Raw genomic sequence first — 22,954 nt, forward strand, 5'->3', positions numbered from 1 at the left:
GCCGCGCCGACCCGCCACCCAAACGGGAGAAGAGCCGAGGTCAGGGGCGGAGGCGCTTGAGGGTGGCGATGTCGTCGGCGTGCCCGTGGTTCTCGCTCGGCGTCTCGACGACCACCGGGATGCCGGCGGTCGCCGGGTGGGTCATCAGCTCGGCGAAGGCGGACTCGCCGATGCTGCCCTTGCCGATCGTCTCGTGCCGGTCCCGGGTCGAGCCGCAGAGGTCCCGCGAGTCGTTGGCGTGGACCAGCCACAGCCGGTCCGTCCCGATCACCTCGACCAGCGTGTCCAGGGTCTCGCGCATGCCGCCCTCCCGGGCCAGGTCGTGCCCGGCCGCCCAGGCGTGGCAGGTGTCGAAGCAGGCACCGAGCCACGGGTGCCAGTCGACGGCGGCGAGGTAGGGCGCCAGGTGCTCGACCCGGGAGGCCAGCGAACGCCCGCCACCGGCGCTCGGCTCCACCAGCAGCTTCGGCCCGCCGCTGGCCGCCGCCGAGTCGAGCAGCGGGAGCAGCGCCTCGCGTACCTGTCGCATCGCCACCTCGGCGTGCCCGGCGTCGACGGCGCTGCCGGCGTGGAAGACCACCCCGGCGGCACCGATCGCGGCGCCCCGGTCCAGCGCGTGTGCCAGGGTCGCCACCGACCTCTCGACGGTTGCCGGAGTGGGCGAGCCGAGGTTCACCAGCAGCGACGCGTGGATGTACGTCAGCAGCCCGCGTTCGGCGCAGCCGGCCCGGAACGCCGCGTCCTGTCCGGGGTCGCCCGGCGGCAGCGCCCAGCCCCGCGAGTTGCCGACGTAGACCTGCACCACCTCCGAGCCGATCGCGTCGGCGTACGGCAGGGCCGCCTTGGCCAGCCCGCCCGAGGTGGGCGTGTGCGAGCCGACGGGCCGGTTCGGCGCGGGCCCGCCGCCCGCCCCGGGCCCAGGGCCGGAGCCGGTGGCGGGGTCAGAGGCAGGTGATGACAACCTGGGTCCCTGGCGGTACCGGAGTGTTCTCGTTCGGGTTCTGGAACCGGACCGTCCCGTTCGGGTTGAACTGCACCCCGACGGGCAGGCCCTGGCTCTCTAGGAGCTGCTTCGCCTGCTGGCAGGGCATGTCGATCACCCTGGGCATGGCGATGGCCGGCGGGCCGTTGCTGACCTCGACCTTGATCTGCGCGTTCTTCTCCACCCCGGCGCCGTCCTGCGGGGTCTGCGCGATGACCTCGTCCTTGGGCTTGTCGGAGTCCTTGTATTCCTCGCTGAGCTTGAGGTCGAGCTCCTTGATGATGTTGCGTACCTCGTTGATGTTCTTGCCGACCAGGACCGGGACGCTGATCGGCGCCTTGCCCTTGCTGACGATGACAGTGATCTTGTCGCCGGGCTTGACCTCGGCGCCGACCTTCGGAGTGGTGGCCATCACCACGCCCTTGGGCAGGTTGTCGTCGTAGCGGTCGGTGCCGCGGACCAGGACCAGGTTGGCGTTCTCCAGGTCGAGCTGGGCCAGGTCGAGCGTCTTGCCGACCACGTCCGGCAGCGGGAAGCGCTCCGGACCGAGGGACAGGGTGAGGGTGATGGTGCCGCCCCGCAGGATCCGGCTCGTCGACTCCGGGTCCTGGGCGAGCACCTTGTCCTTGGCGACGCTCTCGCTGTATCGGGGGTCCGCGTACTTGACCACGAAACCCGAGCGTTCGGCCTGCGCCTGCGCCTGCGTCCCGGCCAGCCCGGCCAGGCTCGGCGTCTCGGTGTAGCGGCCGAACCCGAACCACCAGCCGGTCATCGCGACGACCAGGGCGAGCGCGACCACGGTCACCACGACCGAGGCCCGGCCGGCGAAGAGCTGCCCGCCGACCTGGCGGACCCGGTCGAGGAAATCGGAACCCGGGCCGGTCGCCGCGCGGCGGCGGTGCGGGGTGGTGCGTTCCCCGGGCTGGTCGGGCAGGCGGGCCCAGGACGGTCGGTTGGTGGGTTGTACCGAGGAGACCACCATGGTCGGCTGCTGCACCACCATGGTCGGGTGGTCGGCGGCGGGGATCTGCCGCAGTACCGCCGTGTTGGCGTTGGCGACGGTGCCGAGGTCGTCCCGGACCACCTGGACCGCGCTCTGGAACGCCCCCGCGTCCGTCGGCCGGGCCCCGGGGTCGCGCCGGGTCGCCCGGCGGACCAGCTCGTCGAGGACCGGCGGCAGGCCGGGGACCAGCCCGGAGGGCGCGGGTACGTCCCGGTCGACGTGCTGCCAGGCGACGTCCACGGCCCGGGCACCGTCGTACGGGACCCGGCCGGTGAGCATCTCGAAGAGCACGATGCCGGCGGCGTAGACGTCGGTACGCGGATCGGCCCGGCCCTCGGTGACCAGCTCCGGCGCCACGTAGGCGACCGTCGCCATCAGCTGGTTGCCGCCCTCGGTGTCGGAACTCGCCTCGACCGCCCGGGCGAGCCCGAAGTCGGCGACCTTCACCACGCTGTCGACCAGGTTGCCCGCGCCACCGCTCGGCGCCTCGGCGACCAGTACGTTCTCGGGTTTCACGTCCCGGTGCACCAGCCCGGCCCGGTGGGCGGCGCCGATCGCGGCGAGCATCTGCTCCAGGATCGCGAGCGCCTCGCTCGGGTTGAGCCGCTTGCGTTCGGCCAGGATCTCGCGCAGGGTCCGGCCCCGGACGTACTCCATGACGAGGTAGGGCAGGCCGCCGTGGGTGCCCTGGTCGTAGACGGCCACCACGTTCGGGTGGGTCAACCGGGCGATGGTCTTGGCCTCGTCGGTGAACCGCTCGAGGAAGCCGGCGACCTGTACCTGCGCGGCCTGTGCCTGGTTCGGGTGAATGATCTTGATCGCGACCGTACGGTCGAGCCGCTCGTCGATGGCGGTGTAGACGGTCGCCATCCCACCACGGGCCACGCGACCGCGGATGCGGTAGCGTCCGTCGATCAGCGAGTTCAGCAGCGTGTCGGCGACCTGTATGTCCATCGGCAGGCAGTCTATGTCTCCAGGGGGCAGCGGCAGAACAGGATGCCACAGCCGACGCCGAAGCGAAAACTTCGTGTCGCCCGTTCCGCGCTCGGCGGAGATCATTTCGACGGGATTTGCCGCTGTCGTCCCGCCCGGCCGACCGGAGCTGCCCGACCGGCTCACGGGGGAGCCGTTCGTCCGGGTCAGCGGGGAGCCGTTCGTCGGGGTCGGCGACGGCGTGGCAAGGTGAGCGGGTGACCGAATCCTCACCCGTCGACCCGCAGCCGACCGAGCCGTCCGGCTGGCTGAGCCTCCCGGACGTCGCCGAACGCCTGGAGGTGTCGATCAGCAAGGTGCACCAGATGATCCGGGACCGGGAGCTGCTGGCGGTCCGTCGGGACGGTACCCGGGTGGTCCCGGCCGAGCTGGTGGCGAACCGGACCGTACGCAAGCACCTGCCCGGCATCCTCACCCTGCTGCACGACGCCGGATACGACGACGAGGCGACGCTGCGCTGGCTCTACCTGCCCGACGACACCCTGCCGGGCATCCCGGCGGAGGCGCTCGGCGACGACCGGGCCCGGGAGGTCAAGCGCCGGGCCCAGGCCACCGGCTTCTGAGGGCGGGATCCCGCCGATGGAGCGATTCGCCTACCTGACGGTGCTCGCCGGGTGCCTCGGTGCCGCGCTGTGGCTGGAGCCGGTCCTGCGGGTCAACGTGCTGCGGCGGTGGCGGCGGCTGCTGCTCACCCTGCTACCGGTGGTGGTGCTCTTCGCGCTCTGGGACCTGGCCGCGATAGCCGCCGGGCACTGGACCTTCGACCCGGAGCAGACCACCGGGGTACTGCTGCCCGGCGGTCTGCCGCTGGACGAGGTGCTCTTCTTCGTCGTCGTACCCTGCTGCGCCATCCTCGGCTTCGAGGCGGTGCGCGCGGTGCTGCGCTGGCCGGCCGGCGACGAGTCGGCGTGAGCGGCGACGGGTCGTCGTCGTGAGTTACACCGTGGCCGCCCTGCTGGGAGTGGTCGGCGCCGTGCTGGTCGACCTCTTCGTGCTGGGTACCCGGCTGGTCCGTCGGCCGGTGTTCTGGGCCACGTACCCGATCATCGTGTTCTTCCAGTTGATCTCCAACGGCATCCTGACCGGCCGGCGCATCGTCCGGTACGACCCGGACGCGATCATCGGCTGGCGGCTGGCGTACGCACCGGTGGAGGATCTGCTCTTCGGCTTCGCCATGGTGCTGTTGACCCTGAGCGTCTGGGTCCGGCTGGGCCGGGCCGGCGTGCAGCGGACCCCGGCCGCCGGGGAGGGCTCCCCGCTGCTCCGGCTGCTCCGCCGGCAGCGATCGGAACGTTGACCGACGGCGTCGACCGGCAGCCTCGGGGGCGGGACCGGCAGCCTCGGGGGCGGGACCGGCAGCCTCGGGACCGTCAGCCTCGGGGGCGGGACCGCCACCTCCGGTACGCCACACCGGCCAGCACCAGCACCAGCAGCACGTCGAAGAGGGCGCCGGGCAGCTTGGTGAGTACGGCCAGCCCGAACCCGCCGGGCAGGACCAGGAAGCCGAGTACGGTCACCGCGACGGCGACCCGGTGCACCTGGCGCGGCGCGGAGAGGCCCGCCGCGAGCACGGCGACGGCGACCAGCCCGTACCACGGGTAGAAGATCGGGGAGAGCAGGGCCAGGGCGGTGAAGGCCAGGCCGGTGAGGGTCACCAGTCGACGGCGGGCGTCGGTCCGGTCGGGCGCCGGGACGGCCCGAGCGGCGCGGAGCAGCAGTACCGCGATCGTCCCGGCCAGCGTGACGAGGCCGAGGAGCCGGGCCGCCGCCACCGCGCCGTCGACCCCCTCCGGGTGCCCGGCGAGCCGCAGCAGATATCCGGCCGCCATGCCCAGCCCGGTCGGGAGCGAGGTCCACTGCACCAGCCGGCCGGTGTCGGAGAGCGCGGAGATCCAGCCCAGGTCGAGCCCGGTGGCCAGGGTCACCCCGGCGAAGCTCAGGCCCGCGCCGGCCAACGTCGTGCCGGCCGGTGCCGCGACCGACCGGCGATCCGGGGGTACCCGCGCCGCGCCCGCCGCCCCGGCGTCGGTGGCGCCAGGGGTGCCCGGGATGTCAGCCGGCCCGGCGTCGCGGCGTCCGGCGGCGTCCGGCGCGGTGCGGCCGGGGCCGGGCCGGACGGCGGTGAGCAGGACGGCGAACGGCAGCGCCACGATCGCGGTGACCTTGATCGCGACCGCCAGCCCGAGCAGTGCGCCGACGACGAGCCCGGCCCGACCGGCGCCGAGCGCCGACGACCGGCCGGCAGCCAGGGACAACGCGGCGAGGACCAGACCCAGCACCAGGGCGTCGTTGTGCGCCCCGCCGAGCGCGTGGACCCCGACGAGCGGGGAGAGCAGGCCGAGCCAGGTCGCCCGGACCGGGTCGACGCCGGCCGCCCGGGCCAGCCGGGGCAGGCAGGCGACGGCGAGTACGACGCCGGCCAGCGCCTCGGCGCGGAGCAGCCCGATCGCGACCAGCAGTTGGCCGTCGGTGGCGCTGCCGACCAGCCGGGCCACCGCGACCGCCCCGCCGGCCAGGGCCAGCGCCAGCGGACCGTACGGGGTCGGGGTCTCCCGCCACAGCTCGGGTACGGCGCCCGACCAGACGCACCCGCCCGGCAGTACGCCGACCGAGTAGGGGTCGACACCGTCGAGCCAGAGCGCGCCCTGGCAGGCGTAGGCGTACGCGTCCCGACTGCCGACCGGGGGCGCGAGCAGCAGCGGAGCCGCCCAGAGCAGTCCGGTGCGCAGCAGCCATCCCAGCGGTACGCTCGCCGGCCGGCGCCCTACCCGTACGCCGAGCCGCCACCACGTGACCGTCAACGCCACCAGCCCGGCGGCCCAACCGGCCAGGCCGAGCCAGTCTCCCCAGGTCTCCGGCAGCGGCGCCGCCTCGGCGGCACCCGTCGGCAGTGCCCCCACCCGGTAGGCGCTGGCCGTCAGCGTGGCGCTGGCGGCGAGCCCGGCGATCCGCAGCCGGGTGGGCCGGTCCGGGGCGGGCAGCTCTCCGACGGGTCGCACGAGACCAGCATCCCCAGCCGTCGGTACCCCGGACGGGCGGTTCCACTCGGCCGACCTGGAAACCCGGCCGAGCCGGGAAACTCCGCCGACCGGAAACCTCGGCGGGCCGGGAGGCGGGAGGCGGCCGCGTACCCCTGTCCGGGTCAGTCCTTGCGGCGGGTGGCCACGACGGCGAGGTCCACCAGCACCTCGCGGGCCTCGGGCTCCAGTTCGGCGCCGACCAGCGCGGCCAGGGCGGTGTCGGTGAGCGTGGCTATCCGCCGCTCGGTGCGGTCCAGCGCGCCGCTGCTGGTGATGACCTCGCGGAGTACCTCGATGCCGGCCTGGTCGAGTCCGGGATCGCCGAGCCGGCGGTCCAGCAGTTCGCGTCCGGCCGGGGTGGTCGCCTCAAGCGCCGCCGCCACCAGGTAGGTCCGTTTGCCTTCCCGCAGGTCGTCCCCGGCCGGCTTGCCGGTCTGGCCGGGATCGCCGAAGACACCGAGTACGTCGTCCCGGAGTTGGAACGCCTCGCCCAGCGGCAGCCCGTACCCCGAATATGCGGCCCGCAGCTCGGCGGGGGCGTCGGCGAGCGCGGCGCCGAACAGCAGCGGTCGCTCGACGGTGTATTTGGCGGACTTGTACCGGGCGACCTTGCTGGCCCGGTCGACCGAGGCGTCCCGGGTCGCCTGCGCGAGCACATCGAGGTACTGCCCGATGGTGACCTCGGCCCGCATCTCGTCGAAGACCGGCCGGGCCCGGCTGACCACGATCGGGTCGATGCCGCTGCCGTGCAGCAGCTCGTCGGACCAGACCAGGCAGAGGTCGCCGAGCAGGATGGCGCTGGACTCGCCGAAGCCGTCGGGTTCACCGCCCCAGCCGGCGGCCCGGTGCTGGGCGGCGAACCGGCGGTGGATCGACGGTTCACCGCGCCGGGTGTCGGACCGGTCCATCAGGTCGTCGTGGATCAGGGCGCTGGCCTGCACGAACTCGAGCGCGGCCAGGCCGCTGACGATCTCGTCGGAGTCGCGCCCACCCGCACCCCGGAAGCCCCAGTAGCCGAACGCCGGCCGCAGCCGCTTGCCGCCGCCGAGCACGAACGCCTCCAGCGCTTCGGCGACCGTGCTGAGCCCGTCGTCGATGCTGGTCATCCAGGTGCGCTGTTTGACGAGGAACCGGGCCAACGAGTTGTCGACCCGCTGGCGTAGGCCAGCGCGGTCGACCGGTGGGACGGGGGCGGATGCGGTCACGCCATGACGCTAGTGGATCGACCATCCGAGCGCGCGGTACGGGCCACGCGATCGGGTTCGGGAGGCACCCCGTGTCGGACCGCTCCTTCGACCGTCTGCCCTGCTCACCCTCATGATCGATCCGCCTGTCCGGCCGTCCGGCCCGCTGCGCCGGCAGAGAGATTCGTCGATGGGAGCACGGTGTCGGTCATCCGGCGAGAGCTGTCGGTGGCGTCGCGGGCAGGTAGCGACGGGCCGCCGCCGCCAGTGCCGCGTGCCGTCGGCCGGCCGGGTCCGCCCGGTACGCCGCGAGCCGCCGGCCGACCCCGGCCAGCTCCGCCGCCGCCCGTGCCGACCCGGACCGTACGGTGTCGAGCAGCGCCGCGTCCGCGACCTCGGCGGCCTGCTCCCACTCGCCCAGGTCGAGGCAGGTGCGGGCCAGCCAGGCGCCGTAGACCGCCGCCGTCCTCGGCTGCCCGCGCCGGGTCAGCGCGGCGCGCAGCAGTGGCTCGGCGCGCAGCGGGCGGCGCAGCGCGGCGAGGCAGCGGCCGGTCATCGCGGCGAGTTCGTCCTCGTCCAGCCAGTAGAGCCAGGGTGGTTCCCGGGGCGGTTGGCGTTGTCCGGCCGCCCGGTCGGCGGCGCGCAGCGCGGCGTGGGCGGGTCGGCGGCGCCCGCACCGCGCCGCCGCGAACGCGATCCGGTGCAGCAGCAGCGCCCGCAGCCCGGCCGGGGCGGTGCGCCGGGCGCCGAGATATCCGGTACGGGCGAGCAGCAGGCCGCCCCGGGCGTCGCCGAAGGTGCCGAGCAGGTGGCTCGCCGACCCGAGTACGTGCGCGCCGAGGCTCCGGTCACCGGCTGCCGCGGCGGCGGTCAGCGCCAGCCGGTACGCCCGCAGCGCGGCGCCGACCTCTCCCGCGTCGGTGTGCAGCCAGCCGGTGAGCTGCGCCGCCTCGGCGACCAGCGGCAGCGCGCGCCGCCCGGGGCGGCCGGTCGCCCAGCGCGCCGTCGCCAGGGCGAGCCGGCCGGCCGGGGACGACAGCAGGTCCACCCCGCCGACCAGGTCGTCGAGCCGGCGCAGCCCGGCCACCCCGGCCGCGTCGAGCGGCAACTCCGGCGGCGGTTCGCCAGCCGTTCCCGATCGGTCCGAAGCCCTCCGCACCGGCCCGCGCGGCAGCGCTCGGGTCGACGCGAACCCGATGGTGACCGCCGGTCCGACCGGCCCGCCCGGATCGGTGAGCCAGGCATGTGCCGAGGCCAGCAACTCCTGCCGGGCCCGCGCCGCGCCGGAATCGTCGCCGATCCCGTCCTCGCCGCCGCCGGCAGTCCCGGGTCGGCTCGCGGCGGCGGCGACCGTCAGCTCCTCGACGGACACCTCGAACACGGCGGCCAGCCAGCTCAGCCAGAACTCGCCGGGTTTCCGTTGCTGCCGCTCCCACCGGGACACCTCGTGCCGGCTGACCGTCGGTACGCCGGACGCGGCGCAGAGCTGCTCGGCCACCCGGAGCTGGCTCCAGCCCCGGGTGAGACGCAACTCGGTCAGCAGCGCGCCGAGCGAGCCCGGTGCGGCCGGGTGGTGGGGAGCGGGGTCGTGCGGGTGGTGCTCGGGTCGGGGCATGGACGGGTCCTTCGACGCGTGACGATCTGACGAGGCTGCTGCTGACCCCCGCGCACGACCCCGGGGACCGGCGACGCCGCCCTCCCTGCGCGGCTCAATTCCTACCGCCCGGGTACGACGTTCTAGCGTCAACGGGCTTAGGAGAGAGGTTCTCGGGCGGTCCAGGCGACGAACCGCTGGAATAGGATCTTGGGCTCCGGCGCCGGGTTCGGGCTGAGTCGGTGCAGGTCGGTCAATGCCTCCATGAGCTGCGCCGACATGTACAGGGCAAGTCCGACCGGGGCGTTGGAGAACTCGGCCCGCAACAGCAGTCGTGCCATCCCGCACGGCCAGGGTTGGCCGGGGCAGCCCGAACAGTGCCACAACGGGCGCCTGGGCGAGTGCGGCCGGAGTCGGAACGGCATCGGGCGCTCGGATGTCGGTAGCTCGTCCGGGAAAACCATAGCTCCTAGTGTTGACGTCGTAGTTGTCGACGTCAACAGCATTCGCAGTTGCTTAGCGTCGGCCGTGTGGAGGAACTGGTCGGGGTGGCGGAGATCCGCGACATGTTGGGCGGCAACCTGTCCCGACAGCGGGTCCACGTCATCACCAGCCACCGAGATTTCCCGGCCCCGATCCAGAAGCTGAGGATGGGGAACGTGTGGTTGAGACGGGACGTCGAGGAGTGGATCAAGGCGCGGCGATCTGCCGGATAGCACGACCCCTTGGCAGCCCCGGGCGGGGGATTCAGGGAGGAATGGGGATCATCCCCGATCACGTCGCGGCGCCCCCGGCCTAGCGTCGGAGGTCATGTCCAGCTTCGTACCGCAGACCGTTGACCATCGGGACGACCGGATCCCGACCCGGTGGACCCGACCGGTGCAGAACCTGACCCTCGTCTGCTCGCTCCTCTTCGTGGCCGGCACGGCGCTACAGAACTTCGTGGTCATCGACCTCCGGGCGATGGAGGAGATGATGCGGCTGGCCGGCTCCACGCAGGCACAGGCGCAGGCCGAGGCGCCCGGCTTCCTGACCGGGTTCCGGATCGTCGGCTGCGTCTACCTGGTCGGCAACGCGGTCGGCCTGCTCGCCAGGACCGGACGGGCCTGGGTCTTCTGGACCGCGCTGGCGGTGAACGTGACCCAGGCGGCCGGTCTGGTGATGATCCCGCCGGAGGTCTTCGACGCCACCCGGGAGCGGTTCGGCGTGCCGGGACTGCTGCCGTCGTACGTCACGGACGGCGGGGCGGCGCTGCTCGCCGTCGTACTGCTGGCGGTCCTGGTGCGGTACCGGCGGCCGTGGGCGTACCGGAGGATTCCGGCACCGTAGCGCGGCGGCTGGCCCCGACGCTGGCCCCGGGGCCAGCGGGCTGGCCCCGTCCCGCTGGCTCCTCCACGGCGGCCCGATCCGCAGTTCGATCGACGCCCGACGGCACCACCGACCGGCGGTGTCCGATCGAGGAGTCGAGGAGTGCCGCCGTGCCCAGCGAGTTGCCGTTCGACCCGGAGAACCCGCCCGACGAGCCGCCGCCCGAGGTGGTGCAGCCGATGGCCTGGCGGCTCGCCGTACGCCTGCACCGGGAGCACAGTCCGCTCCCCGCCGAGCCGGACAACAGGCTCTCCGGCCCGGCCGGACCGAACGTCTGCCGCGCCTGCGCCGACCCCTGGCCCTGCCACGGCCGACAGATCGCCGTACGCGGACTGCTGGCGGCCTGCCGGGGCCCGCGCCACCAGGGTGACCGCTAGATGGGACCGAAAAGCGGACTTCCCGCCCTCAACAGGGCCCGATGGTGCGGGACCAGGCCCGCCCGACCGGTAGAGTCGCGGCGTGGCGCTCGGTCTTCCCTCCGTCCTCCCCGACTCGCGGCCGGCGATCGGGGACCTGGTCCGTGGTCCCTCGCCGACCTTCTCCTTCGAGTTCTTCCCGCCGAAGACGGAGAAGGGCGAGCGGCTGCTCTGGCAGGCGATCCGCGAGCTGGAGTCGCTGCGTCCCTCGTTCGTCTCGGTCACCTACGGTGCCGGCGGGTCGAGCCGGGACACCACCGTCGCGGTGACCGAGCGGGTCGCGACCGAGACGACCCTGCTGCCGATGGCGCATCTGACCGCGGTCAACCACTCGGTCGCCGAGCTGCGCAACGTGATCGGCCGGCTGGCCGGCGCCGGAGTGCGCAACGTGCTCGCGGTCCGCGGCGACCCCCCGGGCGACCCGATGGGCGAGTGGGTGCAACATCCGACCGGCGTGCTCTACGCCGAGGAACTGGTCCGGCTGGTCCGCGAGGCGGGCGACTTCAGCGTCGGGGTGGCGGCGTTCCCGTACAAGCACCCCCGCTCGCCGGACATCGCCACCGACACGCGGTATTTCATCCAGAAGTGCCGGGCCGGGGCGGACTTCGCGATCACCCAGATGTTCTTCGACGCCGACGACTACCTCAGGTTGCGCGACCGGGTCGCGGCGGCCGGCTGCGACACCCCGATCCTGCCCGGCGTCATGCCGGTGACCCAGCTCAGCACGATCGAACGCTCCCAGCAGCTCTCCGGGGCACCGTTCCCGCCCGCGCTGGCCGCGCAGTTCGACCGGGTCGCCGACGACCCGGAGGCGGTCCGCCGGCTCGGTGTGCAGCAGGCCAGCGAGATGTGCCGCCGGCTGCTCGACGAGGGCGTGCCGGGGATCCACTTCATCACGTTGAACCGGTCGACCGCGACCCGGGAGGTCTGGCAGAGCCTCCAGGCCGGCGTCGGAGTCTGAACGGATGCGGCCCGAACCGGAGCCGCAGGCGCGACCTGGGCCGCCGTCCGGCGGTTGAGCCAGCGTGGGCAACCGGTTGACGTGGGACGAGTACGCCAACAAGTGGGCGCGGCTGCACGGCGGCTTCGACCCCCGGATGGCCACCACGTCGGTGCGCCGCTGGCTGCGGATGTCGTACGTCCTGGGTTGCTTCCTCGCCCGGCTGCACGTGTCGCCGACTGCGGTGACGGTGCTCGGGGTGCTGCTCTGCGTCGCCGTACCGGTGGCGGTCGCCCAGTCCCGGCCGGGGCCGGTCGGGCCGCTCCTGGCGGCCGGCTTCGTGTTGCTCGCCGCCGTGGCGGACAGCATCGACGGCGCGGTCGCCGTGGTCACCGGCCGGACCACCCGACTCGGGTACGTCTACGACTCGCTCGCCGACCGGGTCGGCGAGGTCTGCTGGCTGATCGCCTTCTGGCTGGTGGGCGCCCCCGGCGTGCTGGTGGCGGCGGCCGGTGGGCTCTCCTGGTTGCACGAGTACACCCGGGCCCGGTCGGTCTCGGCGGGGATGAAGGAGATCGGCACGGTCACCGTGGGGGAGCGGCCGAGCCGGGTCAGCGTCGCCGTGGTGGGACTACTGATCGCCGGGTTGGCACATCTGGTCATGCCGGAGCTGGCGGCCGGCACGATCACCGTGGCGACCGCGATCTGGGTGCTGCTCGGCTTCTTCGGCATGGTCCAGTTGCTCTCGGCGGTGCGCCGGTCGCTGGACACCGACAGGGAGCCGACCGGCAGGGGACCGGGTGGCGGTGCCCCGGCCGGCGAGGAGATCCTCCCCGGCAAGGAACTGGCCCGTCGCGAGCCCACCGGAATGGAACTGAGCCGCCGCGAATCGCCCGAGTGACGCCAGCGCTTCCGGGACTCCGCGCTACCCGGGTTCCGCGCGCTTCCGAAGTGCCGGGCGGACGGCCCGGCAGGTTGAGCGGGTGAGCTGGTCGGTCGTCGATGCCGGCGACCGACTTTGGTCGATCCGTCAACCGACCGAAGCACGACGAGAACCGGTACCCGACCCTGGTTGGCTGTGGGCATGACAACGCCCCGTCATCCGCACCTGACGGACCAGCCCCCGGCCGGCCCGACGACGGCTGGTGCACCCGGACCGGGGCCGGTGTCGACCCGCGCGCTCGGACCCGACCTGGCCCGCGGCTTCATGCTGTTGTTCATCGCCCTGGCCAACTCGCACTACTTCCTGAACGGCGCGTCGGTGCTGGGTGGCTACCCGCAGGACGGCTCGGCCCTCGACCGGGCCGTCACCTGGCTGATCGCGACCTTCGTCGACGGTCGGGCGTTCCCGATGTTCGGGCTCCTGTTCGGGTACGGGGTCGCCCGGATCGCACACCGGCAGGAGGCACTCGGGCCACGGGCCGTACGCCGGCTGCTGTGGCGACGCGGCATCGTGCTGGTGGTGGTGGGTTTCCTGCACGCGGTACTGCTCTACGTCGGCGACATCCTGGCCGCGTACGGCGTACTGCTCTTCGCCGGCGCCTGGCTGGTACGCCGTCGGGACCGCTGGCTGCTCTCGACGGCCCTCTTCTTCTTCCTGCTCGGGGCGCTGCCGGGGGCCGGCTCGTTGACGATCAGCACCGACCCGCCGCATGTCTCGATGCTTCCGCCGGACCCACTCTCCATGGTCCTCGAGCGCGCTCCCGTGTCGCTCTACGTCGCCCTGCTCGGGCCGCTGGGCTTCGCCTGCCCGTTCGCGCTCGGGCTGTGGGCGGGACGCCGACGCGTGCTGGAGCAGCCGCAGCGACACCGGAGACTGCTGCGCGGCACGGCGGTGGCCGGGATCGGCGCGGCGGTGCTCGGCGCCCAGCCGATCTCGTTGATCCTCGCCGGTGTGCTGGCGGTGCCGGACCGGGCGACCCTCGAACTGCTGGGGCCGCTGCACGACGCGACGGGACTCTTCGGCGGCCTCGGGTACGCCGCCCTGCTGTCACTGATCGCGGCCCGGCTCCAGACCCGGCACCCCCGGCCGGTGGTCGACGCGATCGCCGCCACCGGCCAGCGCTCCATGACCTGCTATCTGGCCCAGTCGATCGTCTGGGCCGTCGCCTTCACCCCGTTCCTGCTCGACCTCTCCGGCACCCTGACAGTCGCCGGCACGGCGTTGCTGGCCGCCACGACCTGGCTGGGTACCGTGCTGCTGGCCGACTGGATGCGCCGGACCGGACGCCGCGGGCCGTTCGAGGTCCTGATCCGGCGGGTCACCTACCGGCAGCCGCCGGGCTAGGTGGTCGGCACAGCCAGGTGTCCGGCGCGGGCCGGTCAGGCCGGTCCGATCTCGGCCGCGACGATCTGCGCGGAGAGCGCCACCATCGGCAGGCCGCCGCCCGGGTGGGTCGAGCCACCGACCAGGAAGAGACCACGGGCCGGACCCCGGTTCGCCGGCCGCAGCAGCCCGCCGACGCTGCCGTGGATCGACCCGCCCGGGGCGCCGGCCGTGCCGGCCAGGTCGGCCGGGGTACGCACCTCCCGGAAGAGCAGCCGGTTCCGCACGTCCACCCCCCGGTCGGCGAGCACCTGGAGAACCCGGTCGGCGTAGGCGTCCGCCAGCCCCGGCCGCCGCCAGTCGACCCCGCCCAGCGTCCGCCCCTGCCGGGGCGCGTTGACCAGCACGAACCACGCCTCGTGCCCGGCCGGCCGGACCAGCGGGTCGTCGGGCACGCTGACGAAGACCGTCGGGTCGGCAACCGGTCGGGCCGGTGCGCCCCGACCCGGATCGCCGAAGACCGCGTCGAACTCGGCGTCGTAGTCGGCCGGGAAGAAGACGTTGTGGTGGGCCAGGCCGGAGTCGCCACGCACCCCGAGCAGCAGTACGAAGCCGGCCAGGCTGCGGTCGGCCAGCCCGGCCAGCCGCTCCGGGGTCGGCAGCAGGTCCCGGTAGAGGGTCAGCGCGTCGGTGTTCGCCACCACCACGTCCGCCGGTACCGGACGTACGGCACCGGCCAGGCGTACCCCGTGCACCCGGCCGCCGGCCGCCTCGATACCGGTGACGGTGCTGCCGGTCGCCACCACCACCCCGAGGTCGAGACAGCGGGAGAGCAGCGCGTCGGCGAGGGTGCCGAGCCCGCCGCGCGGATACCACCCGCCGAAGGTCAGTTCCGCGTACGGGATGGCGGCGAGCGCGGCCGGCGCCCGGCGCGGATCGGCCCCGGTGTAGGTGGCGTACCGGTCCAGCAGCATCCGGAGCCGGGGGTCGCGCAGGTAGCGCCGGCCCAGGTCGCGCAGGGTCCGGCCGGGGGCGATCGCGGCCAGGTCACCGAGCCGCCAGGCCAGCCTCGCCAGGTCCCGGGGCGAGTCGACGGGCCGGCGCAGCACGTCCCGCCAGGAGGCCGTCCAGATCCGCTCGGCGCGGCGCCACAGCCGCCGCCAGTCGTCGGCGGCCGGCCCGCCGAACCGCTCGGCGATCCGGGCCGCGAAGACCTCGGGATCGGCACACGAGTCGAGCACCGCCGCCGTGGAGGTGCCCGACGGCGGGAAGACGTGCCGGACGATCGTCGGGTCCAGCGGGGTCAGGTCGAGGTACTCGTCCAGTTTGGCGCCGGTCGCCTCGAACAGGTCGGCGAAGACCTGCGGCAGGGTGAGCAGGCTGGGACCGGTGTCGAACCGGAACGTCCCGGGCGGCGTCTCCCGGGCGTACCGGCCGAGCTTGCCGCCGACCACGTCCGACCGCTCGTAGACGGTGACCTCGTGGCCGAGCGCCGCTGACCGGGCCGCGGCGGCCAGCCCGCCCACGCCCGCACCGATGACGACCACCCGACTCACCTACGTACGCCCCCTCGTCAGCGCACCGGTCGGCCCCGCCAGCTGAGCCGCCCCCGCCTTCGCAGATGGTACGACCGGATGGTGAGCCAACCGAGGACCGCGACCGACAACGGATGTGCCAACGCGTCCGGCCAGGCACGGCCACCGGTCGCCCGGGCGCTGACCAGGCGTCCGAGCACCCCGAGCAGATAGCCGAGCAGCGCCGCCAGGGCGACCGCCGGCGCGCCGGCCAACGCCGCGCCGACGGCGAGCAGCGGCGGCAGGGCGTACAGCAGGAGCAGCAGCAGCACGACGGCGGTGGCGCCGGCCGGCGACCCGAACGCGGCCCAGAGCGACTTGGTGTAGCCGTCCCGCAGCTCCGGCCAGGAGCCGTACATCCGGCACTCGGCCAGCCGGGAACCGTCGGCGAGCGCGATCCGGCCGCCGGACCGCTTCACCGCCCGGGCCAGCTCGATGTCCTCCAACACCCGGTCCCGGACCGCCGCGTGCCCGCCGGCCCGCCGGTAGCCGGCCCGGTCCAGCAGCAGGAACTGGCCCCCGGCGGCGGCCAGGCTCGGCCGGGGCGAACGCTCCATCGCCGCCAGCGGCAGGAAGGTCAGCCAGAGCCACTGCAACAGCGGCTGGACCAGCCGCTCACCCGCCGAACCGGCGACGATCCGGGGGTACGCGGAGAGCAGCACCGCCTCCGCCGACCGGAGCGTGTGCACGGCGGCGGCGACCGCGTACGGGCGAAGCGTCACGTCGGCGTCCACGAAGACCAACACCTGCGCCTCCGGCCCGGCCCGGTCGGCGAGCTGCTGGCAGGCGTACGGCTTGCCGAGCCAGCCCGGCGGCAGCGGCGCGCCGTCGAGCAGGCGTACCCGTCGATCACCGGCCGCGACCGCCCGGACCACCTCGGCGGTACCGTCGGTCGAACCGTCGTCGAGCACCACGATCTCCAGCTCGGGTACGCCCCGCTGGGCGAGCAGTGCCCGCAGGCAGGGCCCGACCCGGGTCGCCTCGTCGCGTACCGGCAGCAGCACCGCGACCGGCTCGTCGACGCCGACCGGGCCGGCCGGCGGGCGGCGCAGCCAGCGGGTGCCGTTGAGCCAGGCATGCCCGGTGAGTACGCCGACGACCACCACCACCCCCACCCAGCCCACCAGCGCCCCCCCACTCATCCAGCCGACCGGTCCGTGTGCAAGGAAGGGCCCCCTCTTATCGTTTTCTGTTGTAGAAGGGCCCCTTCCTTCCAAGCGAGCGGGAGGGCGACGACCGCCATGGCCAGCCCGCCCCAGCCGGCCGACGCGGGCAGGTCGAGGAAGACCGCGTGCGCGAGGACGCTGCCGGCGTAGGTCCAGAGGTAGAGGACGTGCATCGGGGCGTCCCAGTCGGCGGCGAGCCCGGCGGCCCGGCCGGCGACCGGCCCGAGCAGCGCCATCAGGAGTACGGCGAAGACCAGCCAGCCGAGGTAGTTGCTGACCGGTACGTCCGGCACCCCCGGCAGGGCCGGATCCGGGTCCCGCCAGCTCCAGTAGCCCTCGGCGACCATCTGCGGATCGAGGAAGAGGTCCCAGCCGGCCAGCCCCACGGCGGCCAGGGCGATCCGAGCCGCCCCGGGGCGGGTGAGCCGGACCGCGGCGAGCCAGGCCGGCCAGGCCATCCAGGTCCAGGCCAGCGGAATGATCAGCGGTACCCCGGCCAGCTTCGGGCCCAGCTCGCCGGAGTAGGAGTACCCGCCGAACGGCACGCCGGTGGCCACGCCGAGCGCCTCGACCGCCAGCCCGCCGCCGGTGGTGACCAGTACCAGCCCGGCGGCGACCCGCGGGCCCCGGGTGAGCAGGGCGTGGCTCACCGACAGCAGCCAGCCGAGGCAGACCGTGGCGATGGTCAACCGGGCCCGGTCGGCGCCCCCGGTCAGCGGATAGCCGATCTGCGCCAGCACCAGTACGCCGAGCAGCAGCCAGCTCAGCCGGCCGGCGACCGTGCCTCCGGCGGCCGTGCCTCCGGCGGCCGTGCCTCCGGCGGCCGTGCCTCCGGCGGCCGTGCCTCCGGCGGCCGTGCCTCCGGCGGCCGTGCCTCCGGCGGCCGTGCCTCCGGCGGCCGTGCCTCCGGCGGCCGTGCCTCCGGCGGCCGTGCCTCCGGCGGCCGTGCCTCCGGCGGCCGTGCCTTCGGTGGGGGTGCCTCCGGCGCTCATCGCTCCGGCGGGGGCAGCGGCAGCTCCCGGCCGAGCACCGCGAAGGCCCGCTCGTCGCCGGGGAAGCGGAAGTCCCGCAGCACGTCGACGAAGCCGAACCGGCGGTAGAGCCGCCAGGCCCGGGAGGTCCGCTCGTCCGCCTCCGGGGTGGAGAGCAGCGTGGTGCTGCCCTCGGCCATCCCGAGCAGGGCGCGGAGCTGGCGGGCACCGAGCTGGTGCCCCTGGGCGGCGGGACGGACGTGCAGCTCGACCACCTCGAAGCAGTCGGCGAACCAGGTCTTGCGGGCGTCACCGGACAGCGCGTTGTACACCTGGTCGTGCCACCACTGCCCGGGGGCGGAGAGATATCCGTAGCCGAAGCCGACCAGGTGACCGTTGCTGCTCAACGTCGCCACCGCACGGAACCCCGGCCGGCGTACGTGGGTGGCGATGTAGCCGCGGCGGGCCTCCAGCAACTCGGCCCGGTATCCCATCGCCTCGCCGTAGACCGACATCACCTCGTCGAGCCGCCGGGCGAGATCGTCCGGTTTCCACGGCACCAGCCTCATGGTCGTCCGCTCCTCACTACCTGGCCGGTGTCGGGCTCCGGGGCACCGCCGGATCCGACCCAGCCGAGCACCGCCGGGTCACCGGCGAGATTGCGTACCTCGAACCGCGCGAACAGTTCCTCGGCGTACCAGCGTTGCCGGGGCGTACGAGTGATCGCCGCGCGGTGCTCGGGGGAACGGTACGCGAACTGACGCAGGTACGTCGCGTTCCGCCACACGCTCACCGTCCCCTGCCAGCCGAGCGGCGCCTCGCCGATGCCGAACCGGGCCAGCAGGCCGGGTGCGTCCCGCAGCGCGGCGGCGACGGGCGGGACGGCCCGCCAGAAGGTACCCGCGCGCAGCGGGCGGAGCCGGGCCCGGGTGAGTGCCAGCACCGGCCCGTCCGGCGCGGTGCGCGCCGAGGCGCCGTCCGGCCCGGACGGGGGTACGCCGAACGGCTCGACTCCGGACCACCGTCCCCGGCTGGCCAGCGGGACCAGGTCGAGCCGGGCGCCGGCCAGGGCGACGCGCCGCCAGGCCCGTCCCACCGGGGACTCGTCGAACGCGGCGGCCCGCTCCGGGTCGGACCAGACGGCCAGCGCGGCCCAGCGGGTCAGGTCGGCGTCGGTGGGCCCGAATCCGGTACCCGTGCCGGTGCCGAGCAGTTTGCCGAACCGTACGCCGGGAACCGCCCGCAGCCGGCGCCGGTCGACGGCCATCCGGGTCAGCGCCCGGGGCAGGGCACGCGGCGGCACCCGCCAGACGTGCAGGGTGACCAGCGGTACCGGGGGCGGGTCGCCGGGCGGTCCGGTGTCGCGCCCGGCCGTGTCGCGGTCCGGCCCGCTCACGCCACCTCGGCAGGGCTGCCGGCGGTGATCCGCAGCAGTTCGGCGAAGGTGGTCGGGAAGACGGCCCGGGGCACGCCGCCGGCCGCCCAGATCTCGGGGTGGTCGGCGAGCGCGGTGTCGACCAGGGTACGGATCGGCTTCGGATGCCCGAGCGGGGCGACTCCGCCGATCGGCTGCCCGGTGTGCTCCCGGACGAACTCCGGGGTGGCCCGGCGCAGCGCGGGCACCCCGAGGTCGGCGGCGACCCGGGCGGTGTCCACCCGGTGCGCGCCGGAGGTGAGCACCAGCAGGGGCTCGCCGCCCGCGTCGAAGATCAGCGAGTTGGCGATCTGGCCCACCTCGACGCCGAGGGCCGCCGCCGCTGCGGCGGCGGTGTGCACCGCCTCGGGCAGGATCCGGACCCGGCTGGGCGTGCCGGAGCCGTCGCGTCCACCCGCGTTCTCCAGCGCGTCCTGCACCGCCTGCACATTCGGATGTGGCTGCATGGGCTCCATCTTGCCTCCCCGTTCGGTGGACCTGACCAAGGTTGTACGGACCGGATGACCTTCGACCGGGGCGGCGGGCGGAGGGAACGACTACCTTGATCCACTATGACGGTGTTGCGGCGGATTCTGCTGGTCGTGCCGATGCTCCTGCTCGCCGGGGCGGCGGTGGCCCTGCTGGCCCCGGGCGGGCTCGGCGATCCGCAGCCGCAGGTGGTGACCGAGGGACCGTCCGCGCAGGCGTACCGGGGGATGGTCGGAGGTGCCGGTGAACTGCCCGGCTGGCTGCACGGCCTGGGGGAGTACGGCGCCGCCGGTGGCCTGCTCGTCCTCGCCGGGCTGCTGGCCCGGTTCGGCTGGCTCGGCTGGCGGCGCAGGCGTACCCCGGACGCGCTCGGTGCGCTCCTGGTCGGCCTCGGCACGCTGCTGGCGTACCTGCTCAGCGAGGCGGTGAAGCTGGTCGTCGACCAGGAGCGGCCGTGCCGGGCGTTCGCCGACGTGGTGACCTGGGTGTCCTGCCCGCCGACCGGGGACTGGTCGTTTCCGAGCAACCACTCCACCCTGGCCGGTGGGTTGGCGGCCGGACTGGTCCTGCTGGCGCCCCGGCTCGGGTACGTGGCGGTGCCGGTGGCCGGTGCGGTGGCGGCGCTGCGGGTGGCGGCCGGCGTGCACTATCCGCACGACGTGCTCGCCGGGCTGCTGCTCGGCGCGGCGGCCAGCGCCGCCCTGCTGATCGCGCTGCGGCCCGGTCCCCGCCGCTGAACGCGCCCGTTGACGCCGTCCGGCGGGACGGTCAGCGAGGTGCCGCGACGACGTCGGGAGCGGGAACGGCCGGGATGTCGACCGGCGAGGCGGCGATCCGGGCCGTCTCGGCGAGGGCGACCCCGGCCAGTACCAGCAGCCCGCCGCCGAGTTGGGCGGCGTTGAGCGCCTCGCCGGCACCGAGCGCGATCCAGGCGACCGTCGCGGCGATCACCGGCTCGATCATGCCGAGGATGCCGACGCTGGTCGCCGGCAGGTGCCGCAGCGCGCCGGCGACCAGCAGGAAGGGCAGGATCGAGCCGAGCAGGACGACGTACCCGCAGAGCAGCGCGACCGGCACGCCGCCGCTGGTCCCACCGAGCGGCGCCCAGCCGCCGGTGCCGTCGGTGACCGCCCGGGTGAGCAGCCCGGCCACGGCCGCGGCGCCGAACGCCCAGGTGGTCAGGGCGAGCGTGTCGTGCCGCTGTACGCCCCGGGCGCCGAGCAGGTAGTAGCCGGCCAGCAGTACGGCGGCGCCGAGTCCGGCGAGTACCCCGAGGCCGTCCAGTTTGAGTTCTCCCCAGACCTCGGCTACGCAGGCCAGGCCGGCCAGGCTGAGCGTGAGCCCGACCCAGAGCCGGGGGCGTACCCGCTGGTGCTGCCCGAAGCGGGCCCAGAGCGCGACCAGCAGCGGTGCGGTGTATTCGAACAGCAGCGCGATGCCGACCGGCATCCGGGAGATGGCGACGAAGTAGAGCATCGGGGTCAGGAAGAACCCGGCCAGGCCGTAGAGGAGCAGCAGCGGCAGTTGTCCCGGGGTGATCCGGAGTCGGCGGGCGCCGGGCCGGAGCAGCAGGCTCAGCGCGAGCAGCCCGGCGAACGCTCCGGCGGCCCGGATCAGGGTCAGTTGCGCGGCGTCGATGCCGGCTCGGAGTACGAGCTTGGAGACGGTGCCGTTGACGGCGAACAGTACGCCCGACGAGAGCACCATCACGACGCCGAGGGCGGGTCTGCGAGTCGTCACCGGGAGAGGGTAGCCGGGGATCGGTCAGGAGCCGAATAGCTTTTGGTCATTACCACCCGGGTGATCGCCGGTTAGTGGGTGCTTGGTGGGCGGTCGGCGGCCGGCCGGTGGCCGGTTCGAGGGCGAATTCATCGATGACGTTGACTTGATTGAAACGATTCGATACGTTGCCGACGTCGGGAAAGGCCTTTCCGATCCGGCCCGTCCTGCCGGCCCGTCCTGCCGGTGCGGCACACCGGCTTTCCCGGCCACCGTTCCCCCCACTCAGGAGGACCAATGACGCTCACCACCACCAACCGGAGACCACCCGGCGAGCGGTCGCGACGACGCGGCTGGCGCGCCGGCCTGGTGCTGGCGCTCACCACCACGCTGGTCGGCGCCGGCACCGCGGTCGGACTCCCGTCCATGGCGGCCACCGGCGACCAGCGCGTCCCCGGGCACAGCGGCAAGGCGGCCGACCTCTATGCCGCCGAGTGCGGCAGCGGTTCGTACAACGCCGAGGCGGTGCTCAGCGGCAGCACCTGGACCGCCCGCAACGGCGGCAGCACGGTCTACACCGGCAGCGACATGCGCTCCGCGGTGCAGGCCGCGGTGAACAGCCTGTCGTCGGGGCGTACCTCGAAGCAGCGGGTGGTCGTCCGTGGCTCGGGCTCGGTGAGTGCCAACTCCCGGATCTCGCTGCCGAGCTACACGATCCTGGACGTCTGCGGCACGATCAACGTGACCGGCTCCGGCTCCGGAGACCAGGCCCCGGTGTACGCCCGGGGCGCCACCGACGTCGAGGTGCAGCACCTCAACCTGACCGGGTCACCGCTCTACGGCATCTTCATGCGCAACGTGAACAACCTGACGCTGGGCCAGATCGACATGCGGCTCTCCAGCGGTCTCGGGGTGCGGATCGACAACCACGGCGGCGACCGGGCGGTGAAGGCCCGCAACATCCGGATCGACAACGTGTACGTGCAGGGCACCCGCAGCCAGGGCGTGGAGACGTACGGGGTGGACGGGCTGAACGTCGGCACCGTCACCGCCCGCAACGTCGGCGAGTCCGGGCTGCTGCTCAACGACACCATCAACGCCACCATCGGTACGGTCGACGCGGACAACGCCGGTGCCGGCACCGGGTACGCGGCGTTCCGGATGGCGAACCGCAACGGCCGGGTGGGCAGCAGCTACCCGACGAACATCCGGGTCGGCAACGTGATCGCCCGGGGTGGTGGGCGCGGCATCTTCTGCGTCTCGGAGAGCGGCGGCGCGGTGATCGACCGGGTGACCATCTCGAACACCGGCAACAACTCGATCCTGATCGAGAACTGCTACAACGTCACCATCGCCGGGCAGTCCGGGACGGTGACCGGTGGCGGCGAGGTCCGGATCGCGGCGCGCAGCGAGTTCCCGATCTCCTCGGGCATCACCTTCCAGAACCTGACGGTGACCAACACCAACATCCGGCAGAGCCCCTGCGGCGGTGCCAACAACGTGATCCGGAACGTCACCCGGAACAACTCCACGTTGACCTGGTGCTGACCCGTGCCCGGCAACCGCGCCGACGGATCGCGTTCGCTTGCGTTTTTGTCGGTGCCGGGGTGTACTCTCTCCAGTAGTTAGAACGAGTGTTCGATTGGGCAGGGTTCGATGCGAGTCGGCCCGCCGACCGGGTGCTCGGGCTGACGCCGGGGGTGGCGTTCGCGGCGTAACCCCCGAGTGCGGTTTCGCGGCCGCACGGGATCCGGATCCGCGAATCCGGACCCAACCAGGCAGGATCGTCGGGCGCCCCCCCCCCCCCCCCCGCCGGCGCCCCCCCCCCCCCCCCGCCGGGGGGGCCGGGGGGGGG

23 protein-coding genes and 1 pseudogene are annotated in these 22,954 nt (G+C 73.9%); 11 read left to right on the forward strand and 13 right to left on the reverse strand.

The annotated features are described in order from the left end of the window. Positions 1–40: 40 nt before the first annotated feature. On the reverse strand, positions 41–961 hold the full coding sequence (locus tag V1634_RS10650) for a deoxyribonuclease IV (RefSeq protein ID WP_331207590.1): 921 nt from the start codon (positions 959–961) through the stop codon (positions 41–43). Beyond that, the gene (pknB, locus tag V1634_RS10655; protein ID WP_331207591.1) at positions 942–2,939 is read right to left on the reverse strand and encodes a Stk1 family PASTA domain-containing Ser/Thr kinase; all 1,998 of its coding nucleotides are present in this window, start codon (positions 2,937–2,939) and stop codon (positions 942–944) included. The genes V1634_RS10650 and pknB overlap by 20 nt, the downstream gene beginning before the upstream one ends. A gap of 236 nt (positions 2,940–3,175) precedes the next feature. On the opposite strand from pknB, the gene V1634_RS10660 reads away from it, so the two are divergent. From V1634_RS10660 to V1634_RS10670, 3 genes are read left to right on the forward strand one after another with little or no spacing between them, the layout of a single operon-like run. Continuing rightward, positions 3,176–3,541, forward strand: a complete 366-nt coding sequence (locus tag V1634_RS10660; RefSeq protein ID WP_331207592.1) for an Rv2175c family DNA-binding protein — start codon at positions 3,176–3,178, stop codon at positions 3,539–3,541. A 16-nt stretch (positions 3,542–3,557) separates the two neighbouring features. Next, positions 3,558–3,890: a lycopene cyclase domain-containing protein gene (locus V1634_RS10665; RefSeq protein WP_331207593.1), complete on the forward strand. Its 333-nt coding sequence runs from the start codon at positions 3,558–3,560 to the stop codon at positions 3,888–3,890. 19 nt (positions 3,891–3,909) lie between these two features. Next, positions 3,910–4,275, forward strand: a complete 366-nt coding sequence (locus tag V1634_RS10670) for a lycopene cyclase domain-containing protein (RefSeq protein WP_331207594.1) — start codon at positions 3,910–3,912, stop codon at positions 4,273–4,275. 73 nt (positions 4,276–4,348) lie between these two features. Here V1634_RS10670 and mptB read toward each other — a convergent pair whose 3' ends face one another. The 4 genes from mptB to V1634_RS10690 form a co-directional block, all read right to left on the reverse strand. Then, complete coding sequence (gene mptB, locus V1634_RS10675; protein ID WP_331207595.1) at positions 4,349–5,977, reverse strand: polyprenol phosphomannose-dependent alpha 1,6 mannosyltransferase MptB; 1,629 nt, start codon at positions 5,975–5,977, stop codon at positions 4,349–4,351. A gap of 143 nt (positions 5,978–6,120) precedes the next feature. After that, complete coding sequence (locus tag V1634_RS10680) at positions 6,121–7,203, reverse strand: polyprenyl synthetase family protein (RefSeq protein ID WP_331207596.1); 1,083 nt, start codon at positions 7,201–7,203, stop codon at positions 6,121–6,123. 187 nt (positions 7,204–7,390) lie between these two features. Next, positions 7,391–8,797, reverse strand: a complete 1,407-nt coding sequence (locus tag V1634_RS10685) for a helix-turn-helix transcriptional regulator (RefSeq protein WP_331207597.1) — start codon at positions 8,795–8,797, stop codon at positions 7,391–7,393. A gap of 137 nt (positions 8,798–8,934) precedes the next feature. Then, positions 8,935–9,117, reverse strand: coding sequence for a hypothetical protein (locus V1634_RS10690; protein ID WP_331207598.1), 183 nt, complete (start codon positions 9,115–9,117; stop codon positions 8,935–8,937). Positions 9,118–9,306: 189 nt separating this feature from the next. Here V1634_RS10690 and V1634_RS10695 point away from each other — a divergent pair, with 189 nt between their 5' ends. The 6 genes and pseudogenes from V1634_RS10695 to V1634_RS10720 all read left to right on the forward strand — a co-directional run bounded on the left by V1634_RS10695 (position 9,307) and on the right by V1634_RS10720 (position 13,787). Further along, a complete protein-coding gene (locus V1634_RS10695; RefSeq protein WP_331207625.1) occupies positions 9,307–9,492 on the forward strand; it encodes a helix-turn-helix transcriptional regulator in 186 nt (61 codons plus the stop codon). A gap of 94 nt (positions 9,493–9,586) precedes the next feature. Continuing rightward, positions 9,587–10,105 carry a hypothetical protein gene (locus V1634_RS10700; RefSeq protein ID WP_331207599.1) on the forward strand — a complete coding sequence of 173 codons (519 nt, stop codon included), beginning with the start codon at positions 9,587–9,589 and terminating at the stop codon, positions 10,103–10,105. A gap of 149 nt (positions 10,106–10,254) precedes the next feature. Then, positions 10,255–10,521: a hypothetical protein gene (locus V1634_RS10705; protein WP_331207600.1), complete on the forward strand. Its 267-nt coding sequence runs from the start codon at positions 10,255–10,257 to the stop codon at positions 10,519–10,521. An 82-nt stretch (positions 10,522–10,603) separates the two neighbouring features. Next, a complete protein-coding gene (gene metF / locus V1634_RS10710) occupies positions 10,604–11,521 on the forward strand; it encodes a methylenetetrahydrofolate reductase [NAD(P)H] (protein ID WP_331207601.1) in 918 nt (305 codons plus the stop codon). A gap of 64 nt (positions 11,522–11,585) precedes the next feature. Further along, positions 11,586–12,266: pseudogene (locus V1634_RS10715) on the forward strand (CDP-alcohol phosphatidyltransferase family protein); the annotation flags it as partial. Positions 12,267–12,665: 399 nt separating this feature from the next. Continuing rightward, on the forward strand, positions 12,666–13,787 hold the full coding sequence (locus V1634_RS10720; protein ID WP_331207602.1) for a DUF418 domain-containing protein: 1,122 nt from the start codon (positions 12,666–12,668) through the stop codon (positions 13,785–13,787). Between the two features lie 35 nt (positions 13,788–13,822). On the opposite strand, the gene V1634_RS10725 is transcribed toward V1634_RS10720, so the two are convergent. Genes V1634_RS10725 through V1634_RS10750 form a run of 6 tightly spaced genes read right to left on the reverse strand, consistent with a single transcriptional unit; the run spans position 13,823 to position 19,358 of the window. Next, a complete protein-coding gene (locus tag V1634_RS10725; protein WP_331207603.1) occupies positions 13,823–15,322 on the reverse strand; it encodes a phytoene desaturase family protein in 1,500 nt (499 codons plus the stop codon). Positions 15,323–15,339: 17 nt separating this feature from the next. Then, positions 15,340–16,482 carry a glycosyltransferase gene (locus V1634_RS10730; protein ID WP_331207604.1) on the reverse strand — a complete coding sequence of 381 codons (1,143 nt, stop codon included), beginning with the start codon at positions 16,480–16,482 and terminating at the stop codon, positions 15,340–15,342. After that, on the reverse strand, positions 16,479–17,498 hold the full coding sequence (locus V1634_RS10735) for a carotenoid biosynthesis protein (RefSeq protein WP_331207605.1): 1,020 nt from the start codon (positions 17,496–17,498) through the stop codon (positions 16,479–16,481). The genes V1634_RS10730 and V1634_RS10735 overlap by 4 nt, the downstream gene beginning before the upstream one ends. Beyond that, positions 17,495–18,046, reverse strand: a complete 552-nt coding sequence (locus V1634_RS10740) for a GNAT family N-acetyltransferase (protein ID WP_331207606.1) — start codon at positions 18,044–18,046, stop codon at positions 17,495–17,497. The genes V1634_RS10735 and V1634_RS10740 overlap by 4 nt, the downstream gene beginning before the upstream one ends. Further along, positions 18,043–18,873 carry a monooxygenase gene (locus V1634_RS10745; RefSeq protein WP_331207607.1) on the reverse strand — a complete coding sequence of 277 codons (831 nt, stop codon included), beginning with the start codon at positions 18,871–18,873 and terminating at the stop codon, positions 18,043–18,045. The genes V1634_RS10740 and V1634_RS10745 overlap by 4 nt, the downstream gene beginning before the upstream one ends. Beyond that, positions 18,870–19,358, reverse strand: a complete 489-nt coding sequence (locus V1634_RS10750; RefSeq protein ID WP_331207623.1) for a YbaK/EbsC family protein — start codon at positions 19,356–19,358, stop codon at positions 18,870–18,872. Before V1634_RS10750 ends, V1634_RS10745 begins: the two co-directional genes overlap by 4 nt. Before the next feature lie 105 nt (positions 19,359–19,463). On the opposite strand from V1634_RS10750, the gene V1634_RS10755 reads away from it, so the two are divergent. Beyond that, positions 19,464–20,117: a phosphatase PAP2 family protein gene (locus V1634_RS10755; RefSeq protein ID WP_331207608.1), complete on the forward strand. Its 654-nt coding sequence runs from the start codon at positions 19,464–19,466 to the stop codon at positions 20,115–20,117. A 31-nt stretch (positions 20,118–20,148) separates the two neighbouring features. On the opposite strand, the gene V1634_RS10760 is transcribed toward V1634_RS10755, so the two are convergent. Continuing rightward, positions 20,149–21,120 (reverse strand): EamA family transporter, encoded by a 972-nt coding sequence (locus V1634_RS10760; protein WP_331207609.1) that lies wholly within the window; start codon positions 21,118–21,120, stop codon positions 20,149–20,151. Positions 21,121–21,396: 276 nt separating this feature from the next. On the opposite strand from V1634_RS10760, the gene V1634_RS10765 reads away from it, so the two are divergent. Beyond that, positions 21,397–22,647, forward strand: a complete 1,251-nt coding sequence (locus V1634_RS10765) for a hypothetical protein (RefSeq protein WP_331207610.1) — start codon at positions 21,397–21,399, stop codon at positions 22,645–22,647. Positions 22,648–22,954 lie beyond the last annotated feature (307 nt).

Source organism: Plantactinospora veratri (assembly GCF_036421995.1).
Taxonomy (GTDB): domain Bacteria; phylum Actinomycetota; class Actinomycetes; order Mycobacteriales; family Micromonosporaceae; genus Plantactinospora; species Plantactinospora veratri.

What these genes read in the sequence shown, in the direction of transcription:
- pknB (WP_331207591.1), bottom strand. Translation starts at nt 2,939, where the DNA reads ATGGACATACAGGTCGCCGACACGCTGCTGAACTCGCTGATCGACGGA.
- V1634_RS10665 (WP_331207593.1), top strand. Translation starts at nt 3,558, where the DNA reads ATGGAGCGATTCGCCTACCTGACGGTGCTCGCCGGGTGCCTCGGTGCC.
- V1634_RS10685 (WP_331207597.1), bottom strand. Translation starts at nt 8,797, where the DNA reads ATGCCCCGACCCGAGCACCACCCGCACGACCCCGCTCCCCACCACCCG.
- V1634_RS10690 (WP_331207598.1), bottom strand. Translation starts at nt 9,117, where the DNA reads ATGGCACGACTGCTGTTGCGGGCCGAGTTCTCCAACGCCCCGGTCGGA.
- V1634_RS10700 (WP_331207599.1), top strand. Translation starts at nt 9,587, where the DNA reads ATGTCCAGCTTCGTACCGCAGACCGTTGACCATCGGGACGACCGGATC.
- V1634_RS10730 (WP_331207604.1), bottom strand. Translation starts at nt 16,482, where the DNA reads ATGAGTGGGGGGGCGCTGGTGGGCTGGGTGGGGGTGGTGGTGGTCGTC.
- V1634_RS10735 (WP_331207605.1), bottom strand. Translation starts at nt 17,498, where the DNA reads ATGAGCGCCGGAGGCACCCCCACCGAAGGCACGGCCGCCGGAGGCACG.
- V1634_RS10740 (WP_331207606.1), bottom strand. Translation starts at nt 18,046, where the DNA reads ATGAGGCTGGTGCCGTGGAAACCGGACGATCTCGCCCGGCGGCTCGAC.
- V1634_RS10750 (WP_331207623.1), bottom strand. Translation starts at nt 19,358, where the DNA reads ATGCAGCCACATCCGAATGTGCAGGCGGTGCAGGACGCGCTGGAGAAC.
- V1634_RS10755 (WP_331207608.1), top strand. Translation starts at nt 19,464, where the DNA reads ATGACGGTGTTGCGGCGGATTCTGCTGGTCGTGCCGATGCTCCTGCTC.
- V1634_RS10765 (WP_331207610.1), top strand. Translation starts at nt 21,397, where the DNA reads ATGACGCTCACCACCACCAACCGGAGACCACCCGGCGAGCGGTCGCGA.